Here is a 14,569-nt window from a genome sequence, read left to right as displayed (position 1 = left end):
CTCGGCCTGGGCGCTTGCGCGACTGGGAACCCGCGAGGTATCCCAAAACGAAACAGCGGGCGAAAGATGTCGATCCTCAAGATCTACGCGCGTGTTCTGAGCCAACTGCGTCCCCAGGCCAGGCTCGCCTCCATCCTTGTTGCGGCGAATCTGGCGCTCGCCATTGCGCAATTTGCCGAACCAATTCTATTCGGCCGCATCATCGACCGCATGACGCAAACGCAAGCGCCGGGTCAGACGGTGGCCTGGAGCGATCTCGCGCCCCTCCTTGCCGCCTGGGCCGGTTTCGGCCTGTTCTCGATCGGCGGCGCGATACTCGTCGGGCTGAACGCCGACCGCCTTGCGCACCGCCGCCGCGTCGCCGTCATGTCCGAATATTTCGAGCATGTTCTCAACCTGCCGCTGAACTTTCACGCCAATGTGCACTCCGGGCGTCTGCTCAAGACCATGCTCGACGGCGCCATGGCGATGTTCAGCCTCTGGCTCTCTTTCTTCCGCGAGAACTGCGCCTCCTTCGTCGCGCTGTTCATTCTGCTTCCAGCGACCCTGCTTCTCAATTGGCGCCTGGGCGGGCTCCTGGTCGTCCTTGTGCTCGCCTTTTACGTATCGACGAGCTTTGTCATCCGGCGCACGGAGAGGCTGCAGGGAAAGGTCGAGCGCATCAACTCCGCGCTTGCGGAACATGCCTCCGACGCGCTGGGGAATATTCCGGTCGTCCAGAGCTTCACGCGCGTCGAGAGCGAATCCCGCGCGTTGAAGCGCATTGTCGACGACCTGCTCGCCGCACAGATGCCGGTGCTCTCCTGGTGGGCGCTGGTCGCGGCGGCGAGCCGGGCGTCGGCGACGCTCACCATCCTCTCGATCTTCCTGCTCGGCACGTGGCTGCATCTGCATGGCATGGCGACGATCGGCGAGATCGTGACCTTTACGAATTTCGCGACCATGCTGATCGGACGGCTCGAGCAGGTCGTCGGATTCGTCAATATCCTCCTTCAACAGTCGGCCAAGATCGGCGAGTTTTTCGACGTTCTGGACACGCAGCCCACGGTGGCCGATCGGCCGGACGCGCGTGACGCCGGGCGGCTCTCTGGCGCCGTCGCTTTTGAGAAGGTGACCTTCTCCTATGATGGGCGCCGCAAGGCGGTGAAGAACGTCAGCTTCTCCGTCAAGCCCGGACAGACGATCGCGCTCGTGGGCTCCACGGGCTCGGGCAAGTCGACGACGCTCGGACTCCTGCATCGCGTCTTCGATCCCGAGGAAGGCGCGGTGAAGATCGACGGCGTCGACATCAGGGAATTCACTCTGCTCTCGCTGCGGCGCAACATCGGCGTGGTCTTTCAGGAGCCGATGCTGTTCGCCCGCACGATCGAAGAGAATTTGCGCATCGGAAACCCCGACGCCACGGACGCCGAGATCGCGCGGGCCTTGGCGCTGGCGCAAGCGTCGGAATTCGTCTCCCGCCAGAGCGACGGTCGCGCCACCCGCATCGGCGAACGCGGCCGCTCGCTTTCCGGCGGCGAGCGCCAGCGCCTCTCCATCGCCCGCGCTTTGCTGAAAAACCCGCCGATCCTCGTCTTCGACGAAGCGACATCGGCGCTCGACGCCACGACCGAGCGCCAGATTCAGAAGGCGCTGGAGGCGGCGACGAGAGGGCGCACGACCTTCGTCATCGCCCATCGCCTCGCCACTGTGCGCAACGCCGACCACATTTTGGTTTTCGATCAGGGCGAGATCGTCGAGAGCGGCTCCTTCGAGACGCTCGTGGCCAAGGGCGGCCGCTTCGAGGCGCTGGCGGCGGCGCAGTTCATGACCGAGCCCACGCAGCCGGCGGCGGGGCTCGAAGGGTTGCACGAGCCAACGGCGCCGCAGGCGCGGGCGGGCTAGCGCGCCCCCTCCCCAACCCTCCCCCGCTTCGCGGGAGAGGGAGTCAGGCCGTGGGCTTCTTAGAGAATGCTGATCGCGAGCGTCCCCTCTCCCGCGAAGCGGGGGAGGGACAGGGAGGGGGCCGCGCTGCGCGAATCCTCAATAAAAAAGCGCCCGGCGAAATTTCGCCGGGCGCCAATCTTCGAATGGTACGCTCTGCTTAGTTGGGCAGGGCGAAGACGGTCAGCACGCCGCCGAGGGCGGTGTAGTTGGCGAGCGAGGCGTAGTTGCCCACCGCGCCGAGGCCTTCGTTCGACTTCGACAGACCAGCCGCGAGGCCGATGCCCGCCCAGCCGCCGACGCCCGACAGAACCGCCACATACTGCTTGCCGGCGGATTCATAGGTGATCACATTGCCGATGATGCCCGACGGGGTCTTATACTTGTAGAGTTCCTTGCCGGTCTTCGTGTCGACCGCCTTCAGATAGCCCTCCAGCGTGCCGTAGAAGGTCACGCCGCCGTCCGTCGACACAGCGCCCGACCAGGCCGAGAACTGCTCCTTGTTCGACCAGACGATCTTACCCGTCCGGGCGTCCCAGGCGATGAAGTTGCCGGTGTGGTTCGTGCCGTCGCCCAGCACCTTGCCGGCCGGGAACATTTCCAGCGTCGCGCCGACATAGGGCTGGCCCGCCGTGTAGGACACGCGGAACGGCTCATAGTCCATGCAGACGTGGTTGGTCGGCACCATGAACAGGCCCGTCGCCGGATCGAAAGAAGCCGGCTGTTCGTCCTTCGAGCCGAGAGCGGCCGGGCAGACGTTCTGGGTGTTCGTGTCCTCGCCATTGTGCTGCGTCGAATATTTGTCGACGACCAGGGGACGGCCGTAGGTCTTGGACGACTTGTCCATATCGACCTTCGTCGCCCAGTTCACCGCCGGATCATACTTCTCGGCGACGAGCAGGTCGCCGTTGGTGCGATCGAGCGTATAGGCGAAGCCGTTACGGTCGAAGTGGACGAGCGTCTTGACCTTCTTGCCGGCGCCGAAGTCCTGGTCGGCCAGGATCATCTCGTTGATGCCGTCATAGTCCCACTCGTCGTGGGGGGTCATCTGGTAGAGCCACTTCACCTTGCCGGTGTCGAGGTCGCGCGCCCAGATGGTCATCGACCAGCGGTTGTCGCCCGGACGCTGGTTCGGGTTCCAGGTCGAGGGGTTGCCGGAGCCGTAGTAGACGAGGTTCAGCTCGGGGTCATAAGAATACCAGCCCCAGGTGGTGCCGCCGCCCGTCTGCCACTGGTCGCCCTGCCAGGTGTTGATGCCCGAGTCCTTGCCGACCGGCTGGCCGAGATGGGTGGTCTTCTCGGCGTCGATCAGCGTATCGGCGTCCGGGCCCATGGAGTAGCCGCGCCACGCCTGCTTGCCGGTCTTGACGTCGTAAGCGGTGATATGGCCGCGCACGCCGAACTCGCCGCCGGCGATGCCGACGAACACCTTGTCCTTGAAGACATGCGGCGCGGCGGTCGAGGTCTGGCCCTTCGACGGATCGCCGTTCTTCACCGACCAGACGAGCTTGCCGGTCTTGGCGTCGAGCGCGACGAGGGTGGTGTCGGCCTGAGCGAGGAAGATCTTGCCGTCGCCGTAAGCGAGGCCGCGGTTGACCGTGTCGCAGCACATGACCGGAACGACCGCCGGATCCTGCTTGGGCTCATATTTCCAGAGGATCTGGTGAGCCGGATCCTTGGCGTCGAGCGCATAGACGATATTGGGGAACGGCGTATGCAGATACATCACGTCGGTCGTGATGGTCTTGCCGGAGCTGTCGGTGACCGACACATTGTTGAGAACGAGCGGCGCGCCTTCGTGGCCGCGCAGCACGCCCGTCGAAAACTGCCAGGCCGGCTGGAGCTTTCCGACGTTGTCCGCCGTGATCTGCTTGAGGCCCGAGTGGCGAAGATTGGCGTAGTCGCCGGTCGGAGAGACCCACTGCTTGGGGTCTTTCGACAAGGTCAGCAATTCGTCATAGGCGAGCGGCGCGGCCACTTTCACAGCGGCGGGAGCCTCCGCCTTCGGGGCGACAGGCGCCTCGGCTTTCGGGGCGGCGGGCGTTTCCGCGGCCGCGGCTTTCGCGCCATATTTCGCCGCCTCCTCGGGCGTCAGCTTCCAGGTTTGGGCGTGCAACTGGCCCGATGTAAGTAGCGCAATAATGCCTACAGAAGCTGTTCTGAGCAGCTTATGCATTCGCTTTCCCTCCCGAGGGTTTTTTGTCCGCATGAATTGGACCGAAGCACTCTTAGTGTATTTCGGCAAAGACGGCCATAGCGGAGAAGCGGCTGGGAGGCAGGCGGCGTAAGCAAAAAATGGCCTCTGAGGCGGGATCCTCAAAGGCCATAGATATTCTCATGCATTAAGCGCAATTTGGATCTCATACGGACGCGCTTGCGTCAAGAGCCCCTCTATCCGTTCGTGCGCGCCGCCCACAGCGAGACCAGGGCATTCGCGACGCATCAAGCGCACAAAAAAGCCGCGCCCTCTCGGGCGCGGCTCGCGATTCGATTTAGCGCGCTTTCCGCTCGCATGGATCATGCGAGCGATGAGAAAGCGCGCAGACTCCGAAAGTTGGAGCGCATTCTTGTCGCAAAAGTCTATCAACTTTTGCGGAATGCGCTCTAAAGCCGAAATCTCAGCGGATCACATAAGGCAGCAGGCCCAGGAAGCGGGCGCGCTTGATGGCCTGAGCCAGCTCGCGCTGCTTCTTGGCGGAGACCGCCGTGATGCGCGAGGGCACGATCTTGCCGCGCTCGGAGATGTAGCGCGACAGCAGGCGCGTGTCCTTATAGTCGATCTTCGGCGCATTGGCGCCGGAGAAGGGGCAGGACTTGCGGCGGCGGAAGAAGGGGCGACGGGGCGCAGTGCTCATTCGGTCTCTCCTTCAGTCCGGCCTTCCTCACGACGCGGGCGACGCTCGCCACGATCGCCGCGCGGGGCGCCGCCGGGACCGCGACGCTCGCCGCGGTCGTCATCCTCACGCTTGCGAAGCTGCGCGGACGGACCTTCCTCCAGCTCCTCGACGCGCAGCGTCAGGACGCGAAGGATGTCTTCGTTGATGCTCTGCTGGCGCTCCAGCTCGGCGATGGCGGCCGGCGGGGCGTCGATGTTCATGAGCGTGAAATGCGCCTTGCGGTTCTTCTTGATCCGATAGGCGAGCGATTTGACGCCCCAATATTCGGTCTTGCCGACCGTGCCGCCGAGCGACGTGACGACGTTTTTGAACTGCCCGGTCAGAGTCTCCACCTGCTGGGGAGAAATGTCCTGACGGGCGAGATAGACATGCTCGTAGAGAGCCATGTGTTTCGCCTTTCCGTTGCCGCGAGCCGCTCCGGCGCCAAGCCCTTCGAGCGCTTCTTGGGGGTATTGACCCCTGGGAAAGGCTCGAGAGGAAGTGAGTTCGAAGGCGGAGACACGGGAAGACGAGGCGAGCCCCTCGCCCATTATTTGCGCACATTCTTTTCCGAAACTCTGTCGACGCTTTTCGTGAATATGCGCGCATGGGCGCTTCCGTTCAGCCCCCGGCCGGGAACGTCGCGATCCGCGCCTTATACGCGGGTTTGGCCAAGATGCAAGAGCGCCTGCGACGACGGCGCCGATTGACGGGCTGACATCCGGGTAACACCTTTAGTTTCCCACGCCCGCCCGGGGAGAGGGAAGATTGATGCGAAGCATTTTCAGCGCATTTTTCCTGTTGGCGCTCATCGCCGTCTCCGGCCCCGCGCGCGCCCAGACCTACGGCAGCGGCCTCATCCCCGCGAGCTCCGTGACCTTTGTCAACCGCGCCGCCAATCCGCGCTATGTCGCCTTTACGCTCCAGTCGGGAGCCCCCGGGCCGGCCGTATGGTCGTCGGATTGCGAGCGCTTCAACGACCAAGTCTATCTGGCGCCCGGCCAGGCCTGCACAGCCTCCGTGCCGAGCAGCGCCGGCCCCTCGCGCTTTTGCGCGCGGGAGAATCCCGCGCCGCCCGGCAAGTCCCCGAACTGCTTTGCGGCGCAAGCCGAAAATCTCACGATTATCGGAACGAATTTCACGAGCGGCGCGGGTTGTAATCGGACCGGCAATCCGCTCGCCGCCGGCGTCGTGCAGAAAAGCTGCGTCTGGTACGAGATCAGCGTCGTCCCCGAAAGCTGCACCAATTGCGCGTGGAACGCCGATAATTGCAAGAATAGCGGCGGCCCCTCCTACAATGCGCCCGTGCAGCTTGCCTGCTCAGGGGCGCCGACCTTCACCTGCCGCGGTCCCCTGGGACCGCTCGGCGTCTACGGCGCCAATTATCCCCAGAATTGCGGCGCGCCCTTCAATCAACCGAGCTGCATCGGCGGCCTCAACGGCGCCTGCCTGCAAGCCTATTTCTTTCCGATGTCGACCTCCGGCGCCTGTAAATATCCCGCGGACAAACCCCAGCCGAACGCCCAATGCCCGCAAGGTCAGACGCTTTTCGTGACTTTCCTCGATGGCCTCTGACCCCCTGCCCCATCCTTGTCGGCGCCGGCGCGCGAGGCTATGGTCCGCGCGCAACCGGCAGGAGGGCGAGTGGCATGACAGGCAAAGCGGCATTGATTGTGACCCTTTTCGGCCTCACGCTCGCGCTTTCCGCCTGTGACAAATGCGGCGGCTTCCAGGAAATTCGCGCGCCAAGCCTCCCCCACGCCTGTCGAGACGCCGCCGCGCGCTAAGATCGCATAAGGCCCAGAAGCGCGCTGCATTTGTGGCGCCAAGGGTTGCGCCAGCCGGAGGCCCTGCTTGTCGAAAGCCGATCCCTTCCTCGAAAAGAAACGCCGCGGCGAGAAGCTCGTCGTCGTCACCGCCTATGACGCGCCGACGGCGCGCATCGAGGCGGAGGCGGGCGTCGACATCATCCTCGTCGGCGACAGCGTCGGCGTGAATGTCCTCGGCTATGCGCATGAGCGCGACGTGACGCTTGCCGACATGGCGCACCACATCGCCGCCGTACGGCGCGGCGCGCCTCAGATCTACATCATCGGCGATCTTCCCTACGCCACCTATGACACGCCGGAAATGGCGCTCGCGAGCGCGCGCGTGTTGCGCGACGCCGGCGCCGATTGCGTGAAATTCGAAGGCGCGCAGCCCGATGTCGTAGCGGCGCTGACGGCGGCGGGCTTCGACGTCTGCGGGCATCTGGGGCTCGAATCCCAGCATCAGGAAGTCAAGCGCCGGCAGGGCAAGACCGCCGAGGCCGCCGCCAGGCTCTATGACGACGCGCTCGCTGGTGACGCAGCGGGTCAGAAATTCCTCGTGCTGGAGCTTGTGCCAAGCGAGCTTGCAGGATGCATCTCTCGGGCCGTCAGGGCCGTGACCATCGGCATTGGCGCGGGGACCGAAACCGATGGGCAAGTGCTGGTCGTCAACGACCTCGCCGGCGTGACGGCGCGGGAGTTCAAGCACAATCGCCGTTATGGCGACATTGGCGCAGCGCTGCGCGCAGCCGTCGGCGCCTATGCGCGGGATGTGCGCGGCGGCGCGTTCCCCGGTCCCGAGCACGCTTTCCAAATGGCCGCCGACGAACGCGCGGCCTTCGATAAATGGCTGCAAGAGCGTAGCTGAACGGAGCGCGCCCTTAGGCGAAGTCGATGATCCCCGGGGCAATGCCCGACAGCTTGCGTCTCCACATTTCGGAATAAAGCGCCTCGATCCCGCGCGTATAGGCGCCGACGTCGAAGAGCGCCGTGGTCAGACGGTTTTCCGCCAGTTTTAACTTCAATCGAGCGAGGAGCGGCGGATCGCTGGCGAGCGTTCGCGCGATGGCGACGTAATCGTCGAAATCCGACGCGATCAGCTCGGGCAGCCCGACGGCGCTCAGTATGCTGCCGGCGACGCGCGCGGCGAAGGTTTCGCCGGGGCATGTAACGACTGGCGCCCCCGACCACAGAGCGTCGCTCGCCGTCGTATGCGCGCCGAAAGGACTCGTGTCCAACACGAGATCGGCGAGCTGCAGGCGGGCGAGATGGTCGCTTTGGCCGAGATGGGCGGCAAAAATCAAACGCGCCGCGTCGATCCCCCTGCCACGCATTTCGTTGCGCAGATTTCCCTCCGCGACTTCGGTTTGCAGCAGCCACAGCACGCTCCCCGGCGCATCGTCGAGGAGGCGCGCCCAAAGATCGAAGATGAAGGGCGTAAGCTTGTAGGCCTGGTTGAAGCAGCAGAAGACAAAACCCTGCTCGGGCAGGCCGGCGGCGGCCCGCGTCGGCGCGAGCCCGAGCGGCGCGCGCCCGCGCGGCTGGTAGCATTGCGGCATATAGGCGAAGGCTTCGGCATAATCCGGCGCCGCCGCGCTCGGCGTAACGAAATGGTCGGTGATGATGTAATCACAGACGCCCTCGCCCATCGTTCCGGGATAACCAAGATAATTCACTTGCAGGGGCGCGGGCCGGAGCATGGTCACGCCGGTGCGCGCGCCGCTGGTGAATCCCTTGAGATCGACCAACATATCGACGCCGTCGGCGTGAATCCTCATTGCCGCCTCAGTGTCGCTTGCCGACGAAATATCGCAGAAGCCGTCGAAGGCCGCCGTCAGACGCCGCCGCATATTCCCATCATCGGCGCGGCCATAGCTGTAGCCGCGAATATCGAAGCGCGCCCGATCGTGGGCTTCGAGTGTCTCGATGAGGAGATGCGCGGTGGCGTGGTCGTGGAAATCGGAAGACAGATAGCCGATGGTGATTTTTTCGCGTGGCCGCAAGTCGAAACGCAGGCTGAGCCTGCCGCGCTCGAGAGCGGCCGCCATCCGTCTTTCCGCGGTCCAGCGCTCGGAACAGGCGCGCTGCTCGCGCGCCGTGACGCCCGGCTCCGAGAGAAGAAGAAAGGGAGGGACAAGGCCGTCCCCGGGGGCCGTCATCATCGCGCGCATTTTCGGCGCAGCGCCGGCAAAGTCCCCCCATTCGCACATGGCGCGGGCGCGGTGGATGGACCTCATGGCGCCCTTTCGCAGGGAGAGCCGAGAATGTCGCGAATGCGACCCAGGGCGCCGACACCCAGCGAAACGCGTGCCGCCAAGTGCGCGTGCTGGCGAGGGCGCGGGATTTTCCGCCCCCGCAAAATTCTATATCTAGGCCTTGGTGGCCCTCTCGCGCCGGCGACGGCGTCTCGTGAACAGCAGGCGAAACATGACCTCTTTGGAGACGCCCGTCGGCCTCCTCATCGTCAATCTCGGCACGCCGGACGCCCCGGACGCCGCCTCGGTGCGGCGCTATCTTGCGGAATTTCTCTCCGACCCCCGCGTGGTCGATCTCCCGCGCTTGCTTTGGCTGCCCATTCTGTACGGGATCGTGCTCAACACGCGGCCGAAGAAATCCGCCCATGCCTATGAGACGATCTGGAATCACGACATCGGCGAAGGCCCGCTGAAGACGATCACGCGTCGCCAGGCCGAAAAGCTTGCGGCGCTTGGGCTCTCCGGCAGGGCGCCCGTCATCGTGGATTACGCTTTGCGCTACGGCGCGCCGTCGATCGCCACGCAGATCGACGCGCTGATGGCCAAGGGCTGCGCGCGCATCGTTCTCTTGCCGCTCTATCCGCAATACGCCGCCTCGACCAACGCCTCGGTCGCCGACGCCGCCTTCGCCGCCTTGAAGCGCCTGCGCCGCCAGCCGGCGCTGCGCATCGGCGCGCCCTATTACGACGACCCCGCCTATATCGAGGCGCTTGCGGCGCGCATCACGCGGGACCTCGCCGCGCTCGATTTCGAACCGGAAGTGATCGTCGCCTCCTTCCACGGCCTGCCGCAGGCGCAGATCGATCGCGGCGATCCTTACCGCGCGCATTGCGAGGAAACGTGGCGTTTGCTGCGCGCTAAGCTGGACATGGGGGAGGAGAAGCTGCGTCTCTCTTTCCAGTCGCGCTTCGGGCCGGCAAAATGGATCGGGCCTTATACGAGCGAGGTCGTCGACGAACTCGCGACCTCGGGCGTCAAGCGCCTGGCGATCGTGGCGCCGGGCTTTTCCGCCGATTGCCTCGAAACCATCGAGGAGCTCGGCGTGCAAATCCGCGATCTTTTCCTCCAAAAAGGCGGCGAGAAATTCGCGCGGCTGTCCTGCCTCAACGACAGCGAAGAAGGCATGGCGCTGATCGCGACGCTCGCGAAGCGTGAGCTCTCCGGCTGGATTTGAGCCTTCTTGCTGGCGCCGCAATTTTCGGGTCCGATATGCGCATGTCTCTGCCTCGTTTCCTCGCCATCGCCGCCGCCCTTGCCGTCGCCAGCCCTGCCGTAGCGCAGGACGGAGCCATTGCGACCGGTGGCCAGGCGGTCGGCGCGCTCTTCGAGTCGCTCGGCCTGCGCAAGCCGCCGCCGCCCGCGCCGGATTTCGTGCGCCAATCGCGTCCCGAGAAGATGGATTACGCGCCGCTCACGCCGACGCCTGAGAAAGACGGCAAGCAGCGCGCCGCCCAAATGCAGGCGGCGGGCTCTGCGCTGGACCGCGCCGCCGCCGAGGCCCGCCGCCGCGCCGCGCGGGTGAAGGTCCCGAACTGATCGCCCCACAAGGCGCTCGGAAAGCCGCTTGATCTTGCGGCGTTAAAAGTGGCCATATCGGCGCATGAGATATTTTTCCCTCATCGCCCTCGCCCTTTTCGCCACGCCGCTTTGGGCGGAAGGCGCCTGCGCCCAGGCCAGCCGCTCCGTCGTCTCGATGACCTTGACGCAAAGCGATTACGGCGGCGGGCGCATCTATCTGCCGATGCGCTTCGGCAATGTCATGGGGACCATACGGCTCGACACCGGCGCCTCGACGACGCGCCTGCGGCTCGCGCCCTGGAACAAGGACTTGCCCGCATTGTCGCAAAGCCTTTCGGCCGGAGCCACCGGGCAGACGACGCTTTGCGAGGATGTCGAAGCGAAGAATGTCGCGTTGAAGGCCGAGCAAGGCAATGACATCGCGCGAGGAACATACGAGATCCCCCGCTGCGCCGCGAATGACGGCGACGATCTCCTTGGCCTCGATTTCTTCAGGAAGGCGCGCTTCTCGCTCGATTTCCAGCGCCGAGAGATGGTCTTTTTCGGCGAGCCGCTCGCAAGCGGCCACGCGAAGCCCTTCCGCCCCATCGGCCCCGACAAGCGTCTCGTCGGCATAGAGCTGCGCGCAGGCAACGCGGCAAGCGTCGGGCTTTTCGACACGGGCGCCGAAATCTGCGCCGTCGATCTCGCCTTCATGAAAAAGAACCGCAAGCTTTTCACGCCTGCGAAGGGCAAAGCCAAAGCGAGCGAAGTGGGCGGCAAGAAGTTTTCGTCCCGCCTCTACAAGATCAAGACGCTCGATCTCGGCGATGGGCGGGTAGCGCGTGACCTCTATGCGCTCGTCTATGATTTCGGCCCATTGCGCGAGGCGCTGGGCCGCGAGACGTCCTTTATTCTCGGCTATAATCTCATCGACCAGTTTACGTGGGATCTGGATTTCCGCGCGCCCGAGAAGCCGATGTGGGACGCGAAGGGCAAATAATACGAGCTCCGCTCGATTGGTTCGGTTTCATTCCCGACGCTCGCGCAGCGGGCGATCAGGAATCCAGAGCAAAGGCGGCTATCGTGGCTCTGGATCCCCGGTCGGGCTTTCAGCCCGCCGGGAATGACAAGTCCCCATGCGAGGCGTTCAAACGGAAATGGTATAAGGCGTCAGCTTCGAAAGGAAGCAGCGCACAGCTCAAGAACGACGCCGGCAAAGCAAGCCGATGAAAGCCCGCCAGCCCTTGTTCCAGCCGCCAGCCACCCTTATAGACCACGGGCGGCCAGAATATCGTCAATCGCCCGCCGTCTGCCGGGCCCAACGGTCATGCCATGCTCGACACTTTGGAAATCGCCCTCTTCGCGGGGCTCGGAGTTCTCTTCGCCATCGGCCTCGCCGTTCTCGCCCGCTGGTCGAAGACGCGGCCGGCCCTGCTCGCCGCCTATGCGCTCATCGCCATCTCTTTCTTTTACGTCGGCTTTGCGATTCGCGCCGAGAATTCCGGCACATGGACCGGCTTCGAGATGAGCGCCGTCGCCGTCTTCGGCACGCTCGCCGGCCTGTCGATCATTGGCTCGCCGTGGTTCGTGACCGCCGGCCTTGCGCTACATGCGGCCTGGACGCTCTATGAGCATTATTTCGGCTCGGGCTCGGCTTTCGCGCCGGCGCCTTTCGTTGTGGCCAATGCGGGCTTCGACGTCGTGGCGGCGCTCTATGTGGCTTTCATGACCCTCAAGGCGAAATTCGCCAAGGAGCCGGAGTCCGCTGCGCCCGAGCGCAAGCTCGCCGCCCGCTCGCAGAACCGCAAGGGAGCCGCTAAGTGAACGCCGTGGGGCCTGCTGATTTCAACATCCGCCACGACTGGACCGTCGACGAGATCGTCGCGATCCACAATCTGCCGCTGCTCGATCTGATCGCCCAGGCCAACGCGGTCCATCGTCGCTACCACGACGTCAACGACATTCAGAAGTCGGCGCTGCTGTCGATCAAGACCGGCGGCTGCCCGGAAGATTGCTCCTATTGCCCGCAATCGGCGCATCACCGCGAGGTGAAGCTCGACCGCGTCGATCTGCTCTCGACGGACGACGTGCTCGCCGCCGCGAAATCGGCCAAGGAGGCCGGCGCCGACCGCTTCTGCATGGGCGCCGCCTGGCGCTCCGCGCCCAAGGACAAGCGCTTCGACGCGGTGGTCGATATGGTACGCGGCGTGCGGGAGCTTGGCATGGAGGCTTGCGTCACGCTCGGCATGATCGACGCGACCCAGGCGCGGCGCCTCGTCGAGGCCGGGCTCACGGCCTACAACCACAACCTCGACACCGGGCCGGAGTTCTACGGCGACATCATCACCACCCGCACCTATGAGGATCGCCTCGACACGCTGAAGGCGGTGCGTGGCGCAGGGTTGGAGATGTGCTGCGGCGGCATCATCGGCATGGGCGAGAGCGTGCGCGACCGCGCCGGCATGCTGCAGGTGCTCGCCGGATTTGATCCGCATCCGGAAAGCGTGCCGATCAACACGCTCGTCGCCGTCGAGGGCACGCCGCTCGCCGAGCGCGACAAGGTCGATCCGCTCGATCTCGTGCGCATGATCGCGACGACGCGGATCGTCATGCCCAAATCCCGCGTGCGTCTGTCCGCGGGCCGCTCTTTCCTCACCCGCGAGGCGCAAATCCTCTGCCTGGTGGCCGGCGCCAACTCCATCTTCTACGGCGAGAAGCTGCTGACGACCGGCAACAAGGATGTGAACGAGGACGACGCGCTCTTTAGCGCTCTCGCGCCGCGGTAAAATCGAGCTTGCGACCCGCAGGCTCCCGGTGGGGGAAATTGTTGGGGTCCAATCCCGCAATTTCCGCCGCGTTGAGAAAGAGAGGCTCGAGCAAATCGCGCTCGGCCTCCTCCAATAGGCCGCCGCCAGTCTCTTGGTCGATCCGTTCGAGATCGTCGAAGAGGCTCGCGAGCGCCTTGACGATTTTTTCCTCCTCCGCCGCCGCAGGAAGCGCCTTCAGCGCCTGGAAAAAGGCGCGGATGCGCAAGTCGATCCGATCGGTCGCTTCTCGCGTCGCCCCCGCAATCGCGCTCTCGCGACAGCGCTCCCAATGCGCGGCGATGGATGGCTCCGCATCTTCCAAAAGTGCAGTTAGCCGCCTGTTCCTTGTAAAAGTCATCTAGCCTTCCCTGCCGGCGCCCAGGCGCCCGCTCGAACGTCAATGGTTCGCATAATTCAGGGTCGGCAGAAAGCGTGCTTGACTGACAGGCCCCGACGCGGGATTCGATCGCTCCCGTTTCCGGCCGCTCGGGAGAAGAAATGCCGAACCATCACAGCTTCATCCTCGCGGGCGTCATGGGCTGGCCCATCGGTCATTCGCGCAGCCCGAAGATTCACAATCACTGGTTCGCGCAATATGGCCTCAAAGGCGCTTACGTTCCCCTGAAGGTGGAGCCAGCCAGGCTGGAGACGGCGCTGCGCGCGCTGCCGGCGCTGGGGTTTGCTGGCTGCAATCTCACAATCCCGCATAAGGAGGCGGCGCTGGCGGTCCTCGACCACATCGAGGCGAATGCGGCGCGTATTGGCGCGGTCAACTGCGTGGTGGTGGAGTCCGACGGCTCGCTCACGGGCAAGAATTACGATGGCTACGGCTTCGTCGCGTCGCTTTATGAAGCCGCGCCGAAGTGGCAGGCCGCGAGCGGGCCCTGCATCGTCATTGGCGCCGGCGGGGCCGCGAGGGCGATCATCTCGGGGCTGATCGACGCGGGCGCCAAGGAAATCCGTCTCTTTAACCGCACACGCGCCCGCGCGGAGAAAATCGCCGCCGACTTTGGCGCGCCGGTTGCGGCCTATTCCTGGGAGGAGCGCCATGAGGCGCTCGCGGGCGCGGGGCTCCTCGTCAACGCCACGAGCCAGGGCATGGTCGGCCAGGAGCCGCTCGACCTCTCGCTCGACGCTCTGCCCACGACGGCGCTGGTCGCGGACATCGTCTACGCCCCGCTGGAGACGCCGCTTCTCGCCGCCGCGCGACGCATGGGCGCGACGCCGGTCGACGGCCTCGGCATGTTGCTGCATCAGGCGCGACCGGCCTTCCGCGATTGGACCGGAACCATGCCGGACGTCACGCCGGCGCTCCGCGCCCTCATCGTGGCGGACCTGTAAAAACGCCCGTCATTGCGAGCGAAGCGAAGCAATCCAGAGCCGGCTGGATTGCTTCGTCG

The 14,569-nt window shown here is 64.8% G+C and carries 15 protein-coding genes; 10 read left to right on the top strand and 5 right to left on the bottom strand.

The features are described 5' to 3' along the window. Window positions 1-66: 66 nt before the first annotated feature. Window positions 67-1,884, top strand: a complete 1,818-nt coding sequence (locus QNA11_RS16165) for a glucan ABC transporter ATP-binding protein/ permease (RefSeq protein WP_283483815.1) — start codon at window positions 67-69, stop codon at window positions 1,882-1,884. 199 nt (window positions 1,885-2,083) lie between these two features. Here the strand turns inward: QNA11_RS16165 and QNA11_RS16160 are convergent, their stop codons facing one another. From QNA11_RS16160 to rpsF, 3 genes are all read right to left on the bottom strand, one after another. Then, entirely contained in the window at window positions 2,084-4,099 is a 2,016-nt protein-coding gene (locus QNA11_RS16160) for a methanol/ethanol family PQQ-dependent dehydrogenase (protein ID WP_283483813.1), read from the bottom strand. A gap of 442 nt (window positions 4,100-4,541) precedes the next feature. Then, entirely contained in the window at window positions 4,542-4,778 is a 237-nt protein-coding gene (gene rpsR / locus QNA11_RS16155) for a 30S ribosomal protein S18 (RefSeq protein ID WP_016917696.1), read from the bottom strand. Then, window positions 4,775-5,206, bottom strand: coding sequence for a 30S ribosomal protein S6 (gene rpsF / locus QNA11_RS16150; RefSeq protein WP_281929309.1), 432 nt, complete (start codon window positions 5,204-5,206; stop codon window positions 4,775-4,777). The genes rpsR and rpsF overlap by 4 nt, the downstream gene beginning before the upstream one ends. A gap of 364 nt (window positions 5,207-5,570) precedes the next feature. Here rpsF and QNA11_RS16145 point away from each other — a divergent pair, with 364 nt between their 5' ends. From QNA11_RS16145 to panB, 3 genes are all read left to right on the top strand, one after another. Further along, window positions 5,571-6,374 carry a hypothetical protein gene (locus QNA11_RS16145; protein ID WP_283483811.1) on the top strand — a complete coding sequence of 268 codons (804 nt, stop codon included), beginning with the start codon at window positions 5,571-5,573 and terminating at the stop codon, window positions 6,372-6,374. 74 nt (window positions 6,375-6,448) lie between these two features. After that, window positions 6,449-6,586: a hypothetical protein gene (locus QNA11_RS16140; protein WP_283483810.1), complete on the top strand. Its 138-nt coding sequence runs from the start codon at window positions 6,449-6,451 to the stop codon at window positions 6,584-6,586. Window positions 6,587-6,653: 67 nt separating this feature from the next. Then, window positions 6,654-7,475, top strand: a complete 822-nt coding sequence (gene panB, locus QNA11_RS16135; RefSeq protein ID WP_283483809.1) for a 3-methyl-2-oxobutanoate hydroxymethyltransferase — start codon at window positions 6,654-6,656, stop codon at window positions 7,473-7,475. Window positions 7,476-7,488: 13 nt separating this feature from the next. On the opposite strand, the gene QNA11_RS16130 is transcribed toward panB, so the two are convergent. After that, window positions 7,489-8,844, bottom strand: a complete 1,356-nt coding sequence (locus QNA11_RS16130; RefSeq protein WP_283483808.1) for an O-linked N-acetylglucosamine transferase, SPINDLY family protein — start codon at window positions 8,842-8,844, stop codon at window positions 7,489-7,491. A gap of 190 nt (window positions 8,845-9,034) precedes the next feature. Between QNA11_RS16130 and hemH the strand changes: the two genes are divergently transcribed. From hemH to bioB, 5 genes are all read left to right on the top strand, one after another. Then, window positions 9,035-10,036 (top strand): ferrochelatase, encoded by a 1,002-nt coding sequence (hemH, locus tag QNA11_RS16125; RefSeq protein ID WP_283483807.1) that lies wholly within the window; start codon window positions 9,035-9,037, stop codon window positions 10,034-10,036. Between the two features lie 41 nt (window positions 10,037-10,077). Then, a complete protein-coding gene (locus QNA11_RS16120) occupies window positions 10,078-10,398 on the top strand; it encodes a hypothetical protein (RefSeq protein WP_283483806.1) in 321 nt (106 codons plus the stop codon). Between the two features lie 64 nt (window positions 10,399-10,462). Further along, window positions 10,463-11,362, top strand: a complete 900-nt coding sequence (locus tag QNA11_RS16115; protein WP_283483805.1) for an aspartyl protease family protein — start codon at window positions 10,463-10,465, stop codon at window positions 11,360-11,362. A gap of 332 nt (window positions 11,363-11,694) precedes the next feature. Beyond that, on the top strand, window positions 11,695-12,186 hold the full coding sequence (locus tag QNA11_RS16110; RefSeq protein ID WP_283483804.1) for a PTS sugar transporter subunit IIA: 492 nt from the start codon (window positions 11,695-11,697) through the stop codon (window positions 12,184-12,186). After that, window positions 12,183-13,148, top strand: coding sequence for a biotin synthase BioB (gene bioB / locus QNA11_RS16105; protein WP_283483803.1), 966 nt, complete (start codon window positions 12,183-12,185; stop codon window positions 13,146-13,148). Before QNA11_RS16110 ends, bioB begins: the two co-directional genes overlap by 4 nt. Here bioB and QNA11_RS16100 read toward each other — a convergent pair. Next, on the bottom strand, window positions 13,126-13,527 hold the full coding sequence (locus QNA11_RS16100) for a hypothetical protein (RefSeq protein WP_283483802.1): 402 nt from the start codon (window positions 13,525-13,527) through the stop codon (window positions 13,126-13,128). The two genes, bioB and QNA11_RS16100, sit on opposite strands and share 23 nt — an antisense overlap. A 140-nt stretch (window positions 13,528-13,667) precedes the next feature. Between QNA11_RS16100 and QNA11_RS16095 the strand changes: the two genes are divergently transcribed. Then, complete coding sequence (locus tag QNA11_RS16095; RefSeq protein ID WP_283483801.1) at window positions 13,668-14,510, top strand: shikimate dehydrogenase; 843 nt, start codon at window positions 13,668-13,670, stop codon at window positions 14,508-14,510. The last annotated feature ends 59 nt before the right edge of the window (window positions 14,511-14,569 follow it).

This window comes from Methylocystis sp. JR02 (assembly GCF_030063565.1).
Classification (GTDB): Bacteria; Pseudomonadota; Alphaproteobacteria; order Rhizobiales; family Beijerinckiaceae; genus Methylocystis; species Methylocystis iwaonis.
Note: the sequence above shows the minus strand (reverse complement) of the source record. Positions and strands in the feature narration are given on the sequence as shown.

Coding starts and splice junctions, on each gene's coding strand:
- QNA11_RS16165 (WP_283483815.1), top strand. CDS start 67: ATGTCGATCCTCAAGATCTACGCGCGTGTTCTGAGCCAACTGCGTCCC.
- QNA11_RS16160 (WP_283483813.1), bottom strand. CDS start 4,099: ATGCATAAGCTGCTCAGAACAGCTTCTGTAGGCATTATTGCGCTACTT.
- rpsR (WP_016917696.1), bottom strand. CDS start 4,778: ATGAGCACTGCGCCCCGTCGCCCCTTCTTCCGCCGCCGCAAGTCCTGC.
- rpsF (WP_281929309.1), bottom strand. CDS start 5,206: ATGGCTCTCTACGAGCATGTCTATCTCGCCCGTCAGGACATTTCTCCC.
- QNA11_RS16145 (WP_283483811.1), top strand. CDS start 5,571: ATGCGAAGCATTTTCAGCGCATTTTTCCTGTTGGCGCTCATCGCCGTC.
- QNA11_RS16140 (WP_283483810.1), top strand. CDS start 6,449: ATGACAGGCAAAGCGGCATTGATTGTGACCCTTTTCGGCCTCACGCTC.
- QNA11_RS16130 (WP_283483808.1), bottom strand. CDS start 8,844: ATGAGGTCCATCCACCGCGCCCGCGCCATGTGCGAATGGGGGGACTTT.
- hemH (WP_283483807.1), top strand. CDS start 9,035: ATGACCTCTTTGGAGACGCCCGTCGGCCTCCTCATCGTCAATCTCGGC.
- QNA11_RS16120 (WP_283483806.1), top strand. CDS start 10,078: ATGTCTCTGCCTCGTTTCCTCGCCATCGCCGCCGCCCTTGCCGTCGCC.
- QNA11_RS16115 (WP_283483805.1), top strand. CDS start 10,463: ATGAGATATTTTTCCCTCATCGCCCTCGCCCTTTTCGCCACGCCGCTT.
- QNA11_RS16110 (WP_283483804.1), top strand. CDS start 11,695: ATGCTCGACACTTTGGAAATCGCCCTCTTCGCGGGGCTCGGAGTTCTC.
- QNA11_RS16100 (WP_283483802.1), bottom strand. CDS start 13,527: ATGACTTTTACAAGGAACAGGCGGCTAACTGCACTTTTGGAAGATGCG.
- QNA11_RS16095 (WP_283483801.1), top strand. CDS start 13,668: ATGCCGAACCATCACAGCTTCATCCTCGCGGGCGTCATGGGCTGGCCC.